Source organism: Betaproteobacteria bacterium, from assembly GCA_009377585.1.
In the GTDB taxonomy this organism is placed as follows: Bacteria; Pseudomonadota; Gammaproteobacteria; order Burkholderiales; family WYBJ01; genus WYBJ01.
This window is the reverse complement of sequence record WHTS01000012.1, coordinates 1-13312: the sequence shown is the minus strand read 5'-3', so window position 1 is coordinate 13312 and position 13312 is coordinate 1. Positions and strand designations below refer to the sequence as shown.

Genomic DNA, 13312 nt, shown 5'->3' with positions numbered 1-13312 from the left:
CCGCTTCCCCGCGAGCCGCATTCGCAGCTAGCATGATGCCATGAACACGCTCCTGATCGCCGGCTTCGGCGATATTGCGCAGCGCGCCTTGCCGCGGCTCACCGCTCGCTTCTGCGTCACTGCGCTCGTGCGCCCTGAACGCGTCCGCGAGATCCCGACCCGTCCGGGGCTCGCCATCGAACCAGGCGACCTGGACGATCCGGCGTCGCTGCGACGCTTCGCCGGCCGCGCGAGCCACGTCCTGCACTGCGCCCCGCCTGCGGGCACGGACACGACCGATCCGCGCACGGCGAACCTGCTCGCGATGCTGGCCTCCTGCGCGTTGCCGCAGCGCCTCGTGTACATCAGCACCAGCGGCGTCTACGGCGATTGCGCAGGCGCCTGGGTGGACGAGACGCGCGCGGTGAACCCGGCGACGGATCGGGCGCGCCGCCGCGTCGACGCGGAGGCGCAGATCGTGGCATTCCAACGCGCCCATGCAGTGCGCTGCGTGATCCTGCGTGCACCGGGCATCTATGCCGCGGATCGGCTTCCGCTCGAGCGCCTGCGCAAAGGCACGCCGGTGCTCCGGCCTGAGGACGACGTCTACACCAATCACATCCATGCCGACGACCTCGCAGCAATCAGCGTTACGGCGCTTACTCATCCCGGCGCGCACGGCATCTACAACGCCTGCGACGACACGCAGCTCAGCATGGGCGACTGGTTCGATCTCCTCGCCGATCGCGCCGGCCTGCCGCGCCCGCCCCGCATCGCACGCGCGCAAGCGGCGAGCCGCATCCCGGCCGCCTTGCTGTCGTTCATGAGCGAGTCGCGCCGCCTGTCGAACCGGCGCATGCGAGAAGAGCTCGGCGTGCAGCTGCGTTATCCGACGGTGTTCGACGGCTTGCCCGCAGCGATCGACGCCACCGGACCCGCGTAGTGATGTGCTATCGTTTTCCGCCCGACCGCCCGGCAGCGGCCGGTTCGCCAAGGAATGCGTCAACGATGAAGCTCGCCGCAGGTTATCGGAATGCGTCGACGACGAAGTCCGCCGCAGAATTTCGATCGCTGACACGCACCTTGTGCGTCGTATCCGTGCTCGCGCATGGCGGTTGCGCCCACGTCGGATACGACGATGCGATCGAGAGCTTGTCGCACTTCCGGCCGCTCGCGCAATCGAGCCAGGTGCGGTATGCGCCGGGCGCCGAAGCATTCGCGCGCCAGGTCGCGGCGTTGCTTCCGGCCGCAACCGCGCACGTCGAAACGATGCACTACCGGCCGTTCCGGGACGAGCCGGTGGTGTACGTGTGCGGCAACGACGCCTGCTTTCATCGCTTCGTCGATCCGCGCTGGAACTTCACCGCGGCGGTGGTGTACGACAACCGGCTGCTGCTCGCGCCGCGGCTGTTCGATCGCGAGCCGCAGCGACTCGTTCCGATCCTGCTGCATGAGCTGTCCCACCTGCACATGGGCCAGGTGCGCGGCCACTACAGCCTCGGCATCCCGGTCTGGTTCCATGAGGGACTTGCATCGTTCGTCGCGCACGGCGGCGGTGCCGATCTCGCCAGCGACGAGCAGGCCTGGGCAGCGGCCGCGAGCCAGCACTACTTCCTGCCCGACGAGCAACACCTGCCGTGGCAGAGCCGCCGCATGGCGGACGACTGGAAGCTGCCCGTCAGCGTCTTCTACCGCCAGGCGCTGCTGTTCGTGCGCTGGCTGCACCGGCGTGATCCGCAGGCGTTTCGCCGCTTACTGATCTCGCTGCAGAACGGCGCAGATTTCGACGCCGCCTTCGCCCAGGCGTACCAGGCGAATCCGGCGCGGGCCGCAGCCGCGTTCTTCGACCGCGGACCGCCCGAACCGAAGACGATTCACGCGGTGAAAGGAGAGCAGCCATGATCGTGACCACCACGCCCAGCATCGAAGGCCACCCCATTTCGCGCTATGTCGGCATCGTGACCGGCGAAGCGATCATCGGGGCGAACGTCTTCAGCGATTTCTTCGCCCGCGTTCGCGACATCGTCGGCGGCCGCGCGGGTGCGTACGAATCCAAGCTCGCCGACGCGCGTACGATTGCCATGCAGGACATGGAAGCCGCCGCCGCCGAGCTGGGCGCCAACGCGATCGTCGGCATCGACCTCGACTACGAGGTGCTCGGGGAAAGCAACGGCATGCTGATGGTCACCGTAAGCGGTACCGCGGTTATCGTGCACGGCAACCCCTGAGATCTTCGCCGGGCGGCAAGTCGGGCCGGCTCAGGCCGGCTTCGATCGACCCATCCCCATGATCCACGCCGGTATCAGTGCCACAGTGAAAATCAGCGCGCACACCAGGAAGCTGTCGCGAAAGCCGGCGGTGTAGGCCTGCGCCTGCACTACCCGGCCGAGGAAATGCAGTGCGCCCGAGACCTGCACGTCGGGCGAGACGCCTGCCTGCGCGAGCAGCGCCTGCATGTGCTGCAACAGCTCGGCGGTTGCCGTATTCGCTCCGGACTGGGTGCTCGTCAGCGCCTCGCTGTGGAACATCGTGCGCCGGTCCAGCACCACGGAAAGCGTATTGACGCCGAATGCGCCGCCGAGCTGACGGGCGAAATTGATCATACCCGCGCCCTGCGATAGCTGCTCGGCGCGCAACGGTCGGAGCGCCGCGAGATTGAGCGAGGGCTTGATCAGCGCCAGCCCGACGCGGCTCAGCACCACCAGCCAGGCGATGGTCCAGAACGGCGTGTTCGCATCGACCGCGGCGAGCCAGTACGAAGAAATGCCGAAGCACAGCAGCCCCGCGATGATGAGCACCCGCGCCGGGGTGTGGTCGGCGATGTAGCCGGCGACCGGCATGAAGGCGCCGAGAATCAGTCCGGCGGGCATCAGCAGCAGCCCCGCGTTGAGCGCCGTGTACTTCTGCACCAGCTGCACGAACAGCGGCACCAGGTAGACCGTGCCGAAGAGCCCGACCCCGAAGATGAAAGCCACCACCGCGGCAGCCGTGAACTGGCTGTTGCCGAGGACCCGCAATTCGACCAGCGGTTGCGCGACCCTGAGCTCCCAGGCGAGAAATGCCAGGCCGCACGCGATCGCGAGCGCGAACAGCGACAAGACGAAGTCGGAATCCCAGCCTTCGCGCTGGCCATTGCTCAACCCGGTCAGCAATGTGCCCAGCGCGAGCCCCAGCAACGCGAAGCCGACGAAATCGAACTCCGCCCGCTTGCCCGACTCGTCGCGCTCGGGCATGAAGAAGCTGCCGAGCAGCATCGCCGCCAACGCGACCGGAACCGCGGCGAAGAACACGTAGCGCCAGTTGAAGTGCTCGATCAGGATGCCGCCCAGCGTCGGGCCCATGGCCGGTCCGAGGATGACGCTCATGCCGAAGAAGCCCATCGCCGTGCCGCGCTGCTCGGGCGGAAAGACGCGGAACAGAACGTACATGGACAGCGGCTGCAAGATGCCTGCAACCGCGCCCTGCAGGATGCGGGCGAAGATGAGGATGTCTTCGTTCGGACTGAATCCAGCCATCAGCAGCGCGCAAACGAACAGCATCAGCGCCCCGATGAAGGTACGCCGCTCGCCGAAACTGCGCACCAGCCATGCATTGGTCAGCATGCCGACCGTCATCGCGGCCAATGCCCCGGTCGCGAGCCACTGCGCCTGGTCCTGGCCGATGCCGAACGCCCCCATGATGTCGGGAATCGCCACGTTGACGATGGTGGTCGTGAGCACGGCGGACACCATGCCGAGCATGGCGGTGCCGGTGGCGTACAGACGCAGCCGCGGCCCGTAGCGCGCGGCCAGGACTTCAGCGGTTTCGGACGCCAATGTCGACTTCCACCATCATGCCGGGCCGTAGCCGCACGTCGGTCTCGTCGAGCAGGATGCGCACGGGCAGGCGCTGGGTGATTTTGGTGAAATTGCCACTGGGGTTCGGGTCCGGCAGCAAGGCGAACTGGCTGGTCGCGGCCCGGCCGATTCGATGCACCGTGCCTTCGAACTCGCTATCCGGGTAGGCATCGACCCGAATTCGCGCGTTCATGCCGGGCTCGAGCAGGCCGATGTCGGTTTCCTTGATGTTCGCCTCGACCCAGATCTTGGTCGGATCGTGGAACATCAGGATGCGCTGGCCGACAGAGACGTGCTCGCCTTTGCGAACGAAGGTCATGACGATGCGGCCGTCGGTGGGGCTCACGATGATCCGGTTGGAGATGTCCACTTCCTGGCGCTTGATCTCGGCGCGGATCTCGTCGGCTTGACGCGCGAGCACCTCGATCTGACTCTCCAGCACCTGCAACTGCTTGCGGCCGCCGCCGGCGACGGCGAGCATTCCGCGCGCGGCTGCCACCTCGGCCACCGACTTGTTGTACTGCTCCTCGGTCTGCCGCAAGGCCGTGCGGGCCCGCTCCATCGCCTGCTGCGATAACCACTTCTGCGCCGTCAGGTCGCGCGCACGCTCGTAGTCGAAGCGCGCCTGCTTCAGTTGCGCTTCCAGCGATGCCACCTCGGCCTCGGCTGCCGCCAGGCGGTTGGTGTCGCTTTGCACCTTGCCGAGCGTCTCCTGATCGACCTTGCCCGATTGGGCGCGCACGACGGCCATCTGGCTCTGGATCGATTCGAGCTTGGACATGAGGACTTCGCGCTGCAGCAGCGAATCGCGCGCATCGACCCGGGCAAGCACCTGGTCCTTGGTCACGGTGTCGCCCTCGATCACGTTCATTTCCGTGAGCCAGCCCGCGGTGCGGCTGGAAATCGTGATCACTTCGCCGTCGATGCGGGCGTCGTCGGTGTAGACGTGCGTATAGCGGTAATACAGCCACTGCCCGCCCCAGACGAGCAAGGCAACGGCGGCAACGAGAACCAGGATGAGCTTGCCGCGTCCGGTGCGGCGTATCCGCGAGGATGGGGTCCTTTCAGGCGCGGACCGCGATGCCTCGCTCTGTTGCTGTTCCGCCATTGTTGTGTGCGCGTTGCCCGCTGCAGTGACCAGCAGGACGTGAGGAAGATCGGCTCGCGCGTGCCGGATTCATTCGAAAGATGAGTGGATTATGCGGCGTGCGCGGCAACCCGGGCAAGCGGCAGCGACGATTTGTCGGCTTGCCGGATCGTATCGTGGACTCGGGCACGAGGGGTGCGGCTTGCCACAGGCCGTACGCTGCGTCACGAATCGGCCGACGCGACGCTTTGGCGAGCGAGGCAACAGCCCATTGGCATGCGAAGCCACGAGCCGTCGAATGCTGTTGCACGAAGTAGCCCCTGCAATCCGATACGGACGCAACGAGCGCAAACGTGCACCGCCTTTCGACAAGGTAGACTCGTCCCCCGAACAACAAAGCGAGTCCCCGCCATGCGCCTCGTCCGTTCCCATGTGGTCGTCTACGAGCTGCCCTATCCCCGTCCCGTGCGCTGGAAGGATACGGTGGAGGACAGCGGGCTTTTCATGCTTCTTCGACTTGTCACCGACGCAGGACTCGAAGGCGTTGCAGAAGGTCCCATCAAGCCGACGTGGACCGGAACCACGCCGCGCGTGCTCGCAGCGGCGCTCGAGGACCTGCTGCTGCCGGCGCTGGAGGACGTCGATCTCTCCGAGCCGGCCGCGGTCCGCAGCCGGCTCGACCGCTTTCCCGAGAACACGCTCGCCCAGGGACTCATCGACAACGCCTGCTGGGACCTGCGCGCGCAAGCCAAGGGCGCTCCGTTGTGGCGGCTGTGGGGCGGCGTGCGCGAGGTCGCGCTCTCGTGGACCGTTACGCGCGACGCCCCAAGGTCATGGCGCAGGAAGCGGCCGACATGGTGACTCGCTTCGGCTTTCGCACTTTGAAGATCAAGGGCGGACAAGGATTCGAGATCGATGCGCGCGCCTTGCAGGAGATCCGCGCGGCGGTCGGTGCGTCGGTTGCGCTCTATGTCGACGCCAATAGCGCCTATCGGCAGGATGAAGCGCCCGCGTATCTGCGGTTGTTGGCCGAAGCGGGTGCCACGCACGCCGAGGATCCGTGCGATTTACGCCCCGACGCCTGGTTCGAAAAAACCCAGGCCGAAAGTTCCGTGCCTCTGGTGGTCGATTCGCGTTGCCAGACGCTCGCCGACGCGCGGCTCTTCCTCGAGCGCGGGGCGCGCGCCATCGGCATCAAGCCCACGCGAGTCGGCGCCAGCAGCGCGCTGGAAACCGCGCGCGCCTGCGACCAGGGCAACGTGCGTGTCAACGTCGGCCTGCATGCCGAAAGTGCGCTGGGCTCGCTCGCCGCCTCGCACGTGGCCGCGGCCTTTCCGCGTCACGCCGATACGTTGCCGGCGGAAACGAGCTACTACCTCGCGTATGCCGATCAGATTCTGCACGAGCCGCCGCGCATTCGCGATGGGATGCTGAGCCTGGAGGACAAGCCCGGATTCGCCGCGATGATCGATCGCGACCGGCTCGCCCGCTACACGATCTAGCGATGACAAGGCTCCCATCCAGCCGTTGCGCGCCAAATATCGAACGTTCCGTCGCTTCCCGGAGGTCCGTCATGCACGCCCAGCTTCGTTCCCTCTTGCTCTCGTGTTCGTTCGTCGGTGCTGGCATGCTGGTCGCCGGCTGCGAGACCAATCCGGTCACCGGCCGCTCGCAAGTGATGCTCGTCTCGGAAGAACAAGCGCAATCGGCGTCGGCGCAGGCTTATGCCAAGACGGTGTCGCAGGCGCGCAGCCAGCGCAAGCTCGATACCAACAGCGCCAGCGCCGCGCGCGTGCAGAGAATCACCAGCCGGCTCGTGGCCCAGGCCGAAAAGATCATTCCGGCGAGCGCCGATTGGCAATGGCAAGTGCACGTGATCGAAGATTCCAGCGTCAACGCCTGGTGCATGCCGGGCGGCAAGATGGCCGTGTACACGGGTCTCATTCAGAAAATCAATCCCACCGATGACGAGCTGGCGCAGGTGATGGCGCACGAGATCTCGCATGCGTTGCTGCAACACGGGCGCGAACGGATGTCGCGCGCCGTCGCGACCAATGCCGCCCTCACCCTGGGATCGATTGCGACCGGCGTGAATTTGAGCGGCCTGGAGAACGTGGCGATGGTGGCGCTCGAGCTGCCGAACAGCCGCACCGGAGAAACCGAAGCAGACCGGCTGGGCATCGAGATCGCGGCGCGGGCAGGATACAACCCGAACGCGGCCATCTCGCTGTGGCAAAAGATGGCGAAGCTGAGCGGCGGTTCGGGCGCACCGGAGTGGCTGAGCACCCACCCCTCGGACCAAACCCGAATCGCGAACCTGCAGCAACTGGTGCCCAAGATGACGCCGCTCTATCAGGCAGCCCGCCACTGATCGGGCAACATTACGTCGCTCCTGCCACCCAGGAACCTGTCCGCCTGTCCGGCACGCATCAATAATCACCCGGTGTGATGCAGCGCGCCGCTATACTTGCGCCCGCAGCTCGAGCATAGCGCTGCAAAATCACACCAGGAGAATACGATGCATTGCAGGCCCATTCGAGATCGGGCGTTGGCGGCGCTCGCGGCGGCGATCTGCGCCAGCGCCGCTCAGGCGCAGGCGCCAGCGTATCCCACCAAACCGATCCGCATGATCATTGCGCTCGCACCCGGCGGCGGCGTGGACACGACCGGGCGCATCATCGCGCAGAAACTGGGCGAGTCGTGGGGCCAGTCGTTCGTGGCCGACAATCGGCCCGGCGCCGGCGGCACGATCGCGGCCGACGCGGTGGCGCGCGCGGCACCCGACGGCTATACGGTGCTGATGACCTCATCCGGACTCGCCATCACGCCGAGCATCATGAAGCTGCCGTACGATCCGGCCAAGGATCTGCTTCCGGTCACGATGGCGGTGGTCTCTCCCGGCGTATTGGTGACGCATCCGTCCATTCCGGTGAAAAACGTCAAGGAGCTGGTTGCCTTCGCCAAGACACGGCCCGAGCAATTGCTCTACTCCTCGTCCGGGCTGGGCTCGGCGCAGCACCTGTCGATCGAGCTGTTCAACCAGATGACCGGCCTGAAGATGACCCATATCCCCTACAAGGGTACGGCGCCGAGCATTACCGACCTCGTCGGCGGACGCGTCGCCCTCACGGTGGCGAGCGTCATATCGACCCGGCCGTTTTTCACCACCGGCAAGCTGCGCGCCCTGGCCGTGGTCGGACCGAAGCGCACGCCGGCGCTGCCCGAGTATCCGACGATTGCGGAGTCGGGTGTTCCGGGTTTCGGGGTGGAAAACTGGTATGCGCTGTTCATGCCCGGCGCGACCAACAAGGCGATCGCCACCAAGGTGCAGGCAGCGGTGACGCGGCTGGTGCACGATCCCGAAATGCGCAAGACGCTGCTCGCGCAGGGGCTGGATGCAGTGGGCAGCTCGCAGGAGCAGTTCACCAAGGACTATCACGCCGAGATCGCCAAGTGGTCCAGGGTCGTCAAGAGCGTGGGCGTACAATTGAACTAGTCTGCAACGGTTGAGCGTAAAGGCGGGCTGGAGGCTGTCATGAGCGAGCCGGACAATCGCGAATTCGCACCGAAGGTCGATCTGCAGCAGGTCGAGCAGCTGGTTGCCGCGCTGGAAGCGGATTTGGCAAAGGTGCGAAGCGGCTCCGAGGACGTTCAGGCCCTGCGCGACGAAGTCGATTCGCTCAAGCGCCTGCTCGACTCGAGCGGCCCGCCTCCGGGCCCGGTGCACGAACGGCTGCGCAGCATCCACCGGCTTATGGATACGCTGGTGGACGACGCCATCCAGGGTGCACGCTACGTGGCCGAGATCGGGCGCATGCTCGGAATGTAGCCGACGCCCGGAAAATCGCGCGCTCTAGCACCGACACGTCAATGTGTCCCCGACGCAGTCGTCCGGGACACTGTCGTCCCTTGGCGCCACCGTCCCCTGGCGCCACCGTCCCTTGGCGCCACCGTCCCCTGGCGCCACCGTCCCTTGGCGCCACCGTCCCCTGGCGCCACCGTCTCCCGGCGCACGTTTCTATTGACCGGCGTGACAAAGTGCCTCTGTCGCGCGCCGCGCTTGCTCGACATGGCTGTGGGCAACGGGTTTCCTGGCAGCGGGCGATCGGGGATGTATCCCGGCTTACACACTGTTTCACTTCTCTGGTGGCTTCGTGAGAGCGCGAAGCGTTAAATCCGATCGTGGCGCGTACGTTAATTGCAAGACGCGTGGAGTTCCAAGGAGAGAAACATGAGACGGGTTGCACGGCATCTGCTGCTGCGCCTGCTGGTCATGATCGCCAGCGCGAGCCTGGTCTTCGCTGTCGGAACTGCGTCCGCACAATCCGGCGCGGTCCGCTACGACCGGGCAACGCTCGATTCCATGCTGGCGCCGATCGCGCTCTATCCGGATGCGCTCCTCTCGCACGTGCTGATGGCCGCCACCTATCCGGAAGAAGTCGAGGACGCCGCCAACTGGCTGCGGGCGAGACCGGGCCTGAGCGGAGACGCGGCGGTGCGCACGTCCGCGGATCAGGATTGGGATCCGAGCGTGCGCTCGCTGCTCGCCTTCCCGATGGTGCTCGAAACGATGGCGGGCCATCTGCGCTGGACCGGGGATCTCGGCAACGCATTTCTGCACCAGCGCGCGGAGGTGATGGATACGGTGCAGGCCTTGCGCCGCAGGGCTTATGAGGCAGGAACATTGCGCTCCAACGAAGCCGTGCAAATCGTGGTCACGGCCGCCGGCATCGTCATCGAGCAAGCCTCGCCCGAGACCGCCTACGTCCCCCACTACGACCCGCGCGTCGCTTACGGCGGCTGGTGGTGGCCATCGCGTCCGCCCATGCACTGGCCGCGCTGGCATGGCTATGTCGACCCGTTGCCGCGGGGCCACTACCTCACCTGGGGCCCGGGGATTCATATCGGTAGCGGCTTCTTCTTCGGCGGGTTCGCGTGGCCGCGGCACGAAGTGCGGGTGGTCCACGTTCATTCCCATTACTACCCGCGCCACTCGAACTCGGTGGTGGTGCATCGGGAGGCTCGGCCCGGAGTATGGCGGCACGACGACCGGCGGCGGCGCAGGGACCGGGATGGGGACCACCACGACCGTCGCGACTGGCGGCACGATAACGACAGGCGCGGCCCCGCGGCCACGCGCTCGGTGATCGAGTCGCGCGAAGCGCGGCGGGACGATCTGCGCGACCGGCGCGGGCCGGATCGCAATGGCGACGGTGTGCCGGATCGTGCGAGGCGAACCGACCGGAACAATGACGGCGTGCCGGATCGTGCACGGCGAACCGACCGCGACAACGACGGTGTGCCGGATCGTGCGAGGCGAACCGACCGGAACAATGACGGTGTGCCGGATCGTGCACGGCGCCCGGATCGGGATGGCGACGGCAGACCCGACCGGAATCGCGGCGCAATCGACCGCGACGGCTCCGATCGCCGTCATGGAACGAGCGATGTGCGGCGCAATGACCGCTCCGACCATCGCGAGCAAGGGCGCAGCCAGCGTCCGGACCGCAACGATGCGCGTGCGCGCGCCCCCCGGGAAGCGCCGCGTGCAGCGCAACGGGTCGAACGCGGCCCGCCGCCTAACCGCAACGCGGAGCCGGAACGAGAATTCCGCCGCCCGCCGCGCGCGCGGGTGGACCCCGGTAATCGCGACTGAGAATCTAATCCAGGCAGCAATTCAGCCGATCAGGACTTGCCCGGCGTGAACACGAGGAAATACTGGTTGGGCAGGAAGTCATGCTCCTGCGCCAGGCGATAACCCGCGCGTTCGAGCTCGCCCTTCACCTGCGCCGGCGCGACGCGTGCGCTGCGCGGCGGGCCGACCGGCGAATCCATGCGGAAATCGATGATGGCGACGCGCCCGCCCGGTTTCAACGCATCGCGCAGCCTGCGCAAATAGGCATCGCGATGCTCGACGTGATGGTAAACGTCCACGAATACCATCAGATCGACTTTCTCGGGCAAGCCCGGGTCTTGCGGCGATGCGCGCAAAGCCGTCAGGTTGCCGAGGCCCAGGTGCTTCGCACGCTCGGCAACGTGCTGCACCATCGCGGGCTCGGTATCGACTGCGTACACGCGTCCCTTCGCAACCATGTGCGCGAACCGAACCGCGAAGTAGCCGGTACCGGCGCCGATGTCTGCGATCACGGCATCGGGCTTCAACGCCAGCGCCTGAATGACGTCGTGCGGTTTCTGCCATGTATCGCGACCGGGGTCGTCGAAGATCTGCGACCACTTGTGTGCGTCGTCGAAACGGTGCTGATGCGTATGCGGCGCCTGCGCGCTGGCAGCCACGACGCCGAGCATCGCGGATACCACGCAGGCGGCCTTCAAAACCAATCGGGCAATGCGCATTTCCGTCTCCTCGGTACGGGCGGTTGTTGCTAGAACCGCCAAGTCAGCCCCGCGGTAAGCGTCTGGCTGGTCGGCTCGCCGTCGCCGACCTGCCGGATGATCCCGAAGGCCAGCTCGATGTCCGCGCGCGGCGACCATATGGCGCCCAATTCCACATAACCCATGCGGGCGCGCCGCGCGCGGTCGGGATTGGTCGTCAGGCCGAAGTCGATGGCCGCCGTCCAAGTGGGCGAGAGCGTCACGACAGGTGCGACCGACAGGCGATAGAGCGTGCGGCGATTCGTCTCTCGATTCCCGGCCAGATCATAGCCCACGCGATTGGCCGACGCGTTCGCGTGAATCGCTCCGAACGACGTCTCTCTGGAGACGATCAGAGTGGCCGCATAGCCCGTGCGCCCGTTGCCGAGACCCTGGCGTTCCGACGTCCTCGACACCCCCAATTGCAGCTCGGGATTCAGCGCGAGGCTCAGCTTTCGCGCGTTCGGCGGGCAGACTATGCATGGTGCATCGATGATAGCAGCGGGCGCGCGCGTTCGGCCTCTCGAACAATACATCGAAGCGCGAACAATCGGGGTTCGAACAATCGGGGATGACAGCGACCGCACGCGATTGCATAATCGCCGGTCGTTGCCGAGCTGTCCAACTTGCAAAGAGAACTTCCGCGCATGACCGGCAGGTACTACGCAACCCTGAATGGCGATGCCGTCCCGATGATCGGGTTTGGCACGTCGCAGCTGGGCGATTGCGCGGAAATCGTCGCCAAGGCGCTCCAAATTGGCTATCGGCATATCGATACGGCATGGAAGTACGGTTCGGAGGAAGGCGTCGGCGAAGGCGTCAAGCGCTCCGGCATCCCGCGCAACCGCCTGTTCATCACCACCAAGGTATCGCACGAGTATCTGCGAGCCGGCGATTTCGCGCGCTCGCTCGAGCAGAGCCTGTCGCGACTCGATACCGATTACGTCGACCAGCTGCTCGTGCACTGGCCGAGTACCGAGGGCATCCCGCTCGCCGAGACCATGGGCGCGCTGGCAAAGGCCAAGCGCGAAGGCAAGGCCCGCGATATCGGGGTCGCGAACTTCAACATCGCTCTGACGCGGGATGCGATGCGCTCATGCCCGGAGCCGCTCACCACGTTGCAGGCCGAATACCATCCCTATCTCGAGCAGACCAAGGTGCTTGCCTTCTGCCGCGAAGCCGGTCTGATCTTCATGACCTATTGCCCGTTGGGGCGCGGCCGACTGTTCGCGGAACCGGTGCTTGCCGACATCGCGCGCAGCCGCGGCAAGACCATCGCGCAGATTGCGCTGCGCTGGCTCGTGCAACAGGGCGATATCGTTCCCATCCCGCGTTCCGCAAACCCGGCGCACATGGCCGAAAGTTTGCAGGTCTTCGACTTTGCCCTCAGCGACGAAGAAATGGCGCGGATAGCCGCGCTCAAGCGACCCGACGGACGGATCGCCGATCCGATCGGCCGGGCGCCGGCCTGGGATTGAGGCAAGGATCGAACGGCGCGCTCGAGCGCCGAGAGCTCGAACGCCCGACCGCATTGCCGCAACCGGATTAACGCAACGACAAGGCGCTCCCTCCTCCCGGCCGGCTGCAAGCGTGACCGCCCGCGCGGCACGTGCACGTTACGGCTCGCGCGGACGCCTCGTTTCGGCGAACCGGACGATCACATAGGCGATCAGCGCGAATACGAAGAACACGAGGAGCATCCAGGCGATGCCTTGCAGCGCTTCAATGACAGTGCGGTAAAGCTCAAGAATCCAGCGCTCCGATGTGAGCTCGAGAATCCGCGCCTCCTTGTCGTGCCGCTGCGGCGTAATGTACTTCTCGATCTCGTAGATCCTTACGCCGGCCGAGACTCCGACCACCATCATGGCGAATTTCAGATAGCGCAGCCAGGCCGAGCTGATGTCGTCGGAAATGATCCGCTTCAGGATGCTATCGACCGGTCGGGCGAACATCCACATGACGATCAGCGATACGGCGAACGCGACGAGCAGCGTCACGAGAAGCAGGAGCAGGAACATAGCGTGTCCGGTGATCCTAG

The 13312-nt window shown here is 65.9% G+C and carries 15 protein-coding genes; 10 read left to right on the top strand and 5 right to left on the bottom strand.

What is annotated here, in order from left to right; translation table 11 throughout:
* The first annotated feature begins 40 nt into the window (after window positions 1–40).
* From GEV05_06405 to GEV05_06395, 3 genes are all read left to right on the top strand, one after another.
* A complete protein-coding gene (locus GEV05_06405; GenBank protein MPZ43021.1) occupies window positions 41–922 on the top strand; it encodes an NAD(P)H-binding protein in 882 nt (293 codons plus the stop codon).
* Window positions 923–987: 65 nt separating this feature from the next.
* A complete protein-coding gene (locus GEV05_06400; protein MPZ43020.1) occupies window positions 988–1881 on the top strand; it encodes a hypothetical protein in 894 nt (297 codons plus the stop codon).
* A complete protein-coding gene (locus GEV05_06395; GenBank protein ID MPZ43019.1) occupies window positions 1878–2207 on the top strand; it encodes a heavy metal-binding domain-containing protein in 330 nt (109 codons plus the stop codon). Before GEV05_06400 ends, GEV05_06395 begins: the two co-directional genes overlap by 4 nt.
* 30 nt (window positions 2208–2237) lie before the next feature.
* Here GEV05_06395 and GEV05_06390 read toward each other — a convergent pair whose 3' ends face one another.
* Together GEV05_06390 and GEV05_06385 are read right to left on the bottom strand one after the other, a co-directional pair.
* Window positions 2238–3794: a DHA2 family efflux MFS transporter permease subunit gene (locus GEV05_06390; protein ID MPZ43018.1), complete on the bottom strand. Its 1557-nt coding sequence runs from the start codon at window positions 3792–3794 to the stop codon at window positions 2238–2240.
* Window positions 3775–4923 carry an HlyD family efflux transporter periplasmic adaptor subunit gene (locus GEV05_06385; protein ID MPZ43017.1) on the bottom strand — a complete coding sequence of 383 codons (1149 nt, stop codon included), beginning with the start codon at window positions 4921–4923 and terminating at the stop codon, window positions 3775–3777. Before GEV05_06385 ends, GEV05_06390 begins: the two co-directional genes overlap by 20 nt.
* 255 nt (window positions 4924–5178) lie before the next feature.
* Here GEV05_06385 and GEV05_06380 point away from each other — a divergent pair, with 255 nt between their 5' ends.
* The 6 genes from GEV05_06380 to GEV05_06355 all read left to right on the top strand — a co-directional run bounded on the left by GEV05_06380 (window position 5179) and on the right by GEV05_06355 (window position 10558).
* Window positions 5179–5763 carry a hypothetical protein gene (locus GEV05_06380; protein MPZ43016.1) on the top strand — a complete coding sequence of 195 codons (585 nt, stop codon included), beginning with the start codon at window positions 5179–5181 and terminating at the stop codon, window positions 5761–5763.
* Window positions 5706–6404, top strand: coding sequence for a hypothetical protein (locus GEV05_06375; GenBank protein MPZ43015.1), 699 nt, complete (start codon window positions 5706–5708; stop codon window positions 6402–6404). The genes GEV05_06380 and GEV05_06375 overlap by 58 nt, the downstream gene beginning before the upstream one ends.
* A gap of 71 nt (window positions 6405–6475) precedes the next feature.
* Window positions 6476–7273: a M48 family metalloprotease gene (locus tag GEV05_06370; GenBank protein MPZ43014.1), complete on the top strand. Its 798-nt coding sequence runs from the start codon at window positions 6476–6478 to the stop codon at window positions 7271–7273.
* Window positions 7274–7420: 147 nt separating this feature from the next.
* Complete coding sequence (locus GEV05_06365; protein MPZ43013.1) at window positions 7421–8398, top strand: tripartite tricarboxylate transporter substrate binding protein; 978 nt, start codon at window positions 7421–7423, stop codon at window positions 8396–8398.
* A 39-nt stretch (window positions 8399–8437) separates the two neighbouring features.
* Complete coding sequence (locus tag GEV05_06360; protein ID MPZ43012.1) at window positions 8438–8731, top strand: hypothetical protein; 294 nt, start codon at window positions 8438–8440, stop codon at window positions 8729–8731.
* A 402-nt stretch (window positions 8732–9133) separates the two neighbouring features.
* Window positions 9134–10558 carry a DUF3300 domain-containing protein gene (locus GEV05_06355; GenBank protein MPZ43011.1) on the top strand — a complete coding sequence of 475 codons (1425 nt, stop codon included), beginning with the start codon at window positions 9134–9136 and terminating at the stop codon, window positions 10556–10558.
* A gap of 29 nt (window positions 10559–10587) precedes the next feature.
* Here GEV05_06355 and GEV05_06350 read toward each other — a convergent pair whose 3' ends face one another.
* Both GEV05_06350 and GEV05_06345 read right to left on the bottom strand, forming a co-directional pair.
* Window positions 10588–11250: a methyltransferase domain-containing protein gene (locus GEV05_06350; protein MPZ43010.1), complete on the bottom strand. Its 663-nt coding sequence runs from the start codon at window positions 11248–11250 to the stop codon at window positions 10588–10590.
* Window positions 11251–11285: 35 nt separating this feature from the next.
* Window positions 11286–11690: a hypothetical protein gene (locus tag GEV05_06345; GenBank protein MPZ43009.1), complete on the bottom strand. Its 405-nt coding sequence runs from the start codon at window positions 11688–11690 to the stop codon at window positions 11286–11288.
* Between the two features lie 231 nt (window positions 11691–11921).
* Between GEV05_06345 and GEV05_06340 the strand changes: the two genes are divergently transcribed.
* Window positions 11922–12752, top strand: a complete 831-nt coding sequence (locus GEV05_06340) for an aldo/keto reductase (protein MPZ43008.1) — start codon at window positions 11922–11924, stop codon at window positions 12750–12752.
* A gap of 138 nt (window positions 12753–12890) precedes the next feature.
* Here the strand turns inward: GEV05_06340 and GEV05_06335 are convergent, their stop codons facing one another.
* Window positions 12891–13292: a hypothetical protein gene (locus GEV05_06335; protein MPZ43007.1), complete on the bottom strand. Its 402-nt coding sequence runs from the start codon at window positions 13290–13292 to the stop codon at window positions 12891–12893.
* Window positions 13293–13312 lie beyond the last annotated feature (20 nt).

Bases quoted from the DNA above. Each gene is read 5' to 3' on its own strand.
- GEV05_06370 (MPZ43014.1), top strand. From the start codon at position 6,476: ATGCACGCCCAGCTTCGTTCCCTCTTGCTCTCGTGTTCGTTCGTCGGT.
- GEV05_06400 (MPZ43020.1), top strand. From the start codon at position 988: ATGAAGCTCGCCGCAGGTTATCGGAATGCGTCGACGACGAAGTCCGCC.
- GEV05_06340 (MPZ43008.1), top strand. From the start codon at position 11,922: ATGACCGGCAGGTACTACGCAACCCTGAATGGCGATGCCGTCCCGATG.
- GEV05_06335 (MPZ43007.1), bottom strand. From the start codon at position 13,292: ATGTTCCTGCTCCTGCTTCTCGTGACGCTGCTCGTCGCGTTCGCCGTA.
- GEV05_06355 (MPZ43011.1), top strand. From the start codon at position 9,134: ATGAGACGGGTTGCACGGCATCTGCTGCTGCGCCTGCTGGTCATGATC.
- GEV05_06365 (MPZ43013.1), top strand. From the start codon at position 7,421: ATGCATTGCAGGCCCATTCGAGATCGGGCGTTGGCGGCGCTCGCGGCG.
- GEV05_06380 (MPZ43016.1), top strand. From the start codon at position 5,179: ATGCGAAGCCACGAGCCGTCGAATGCTGTTGCACGAAGTAGCCCCTGC.
- GEV05_06360 (MPZ43012.1), top strand. From the start codon at position 8,438: ATGAGCGAGCCGGACAATCGCGAATTCGCACCGAAGGTCGATCTGCAG.
- GEV05_06405 (MPZ43021.1), top strand. From the start codon at position 41: ATGAACACGCTCCTGATCGCCGGCTTCGGCGATATTGCGCAGCGCGCC.
- GEV05_06385 (MPZ43017.1), bottom strand. From the start codon at position 4,923: ATGGCGGAACAGCAACAGAGCGAGGCATCGCGGTCCGCGCCTGAAAGG.
- GEV05_06395 (MPZ43019.1), top strand. From the start codon at position 1,878: ATGATCGTGACCACCACGCCCAGCATCGAAGGCCACCCCATTTCGCGC.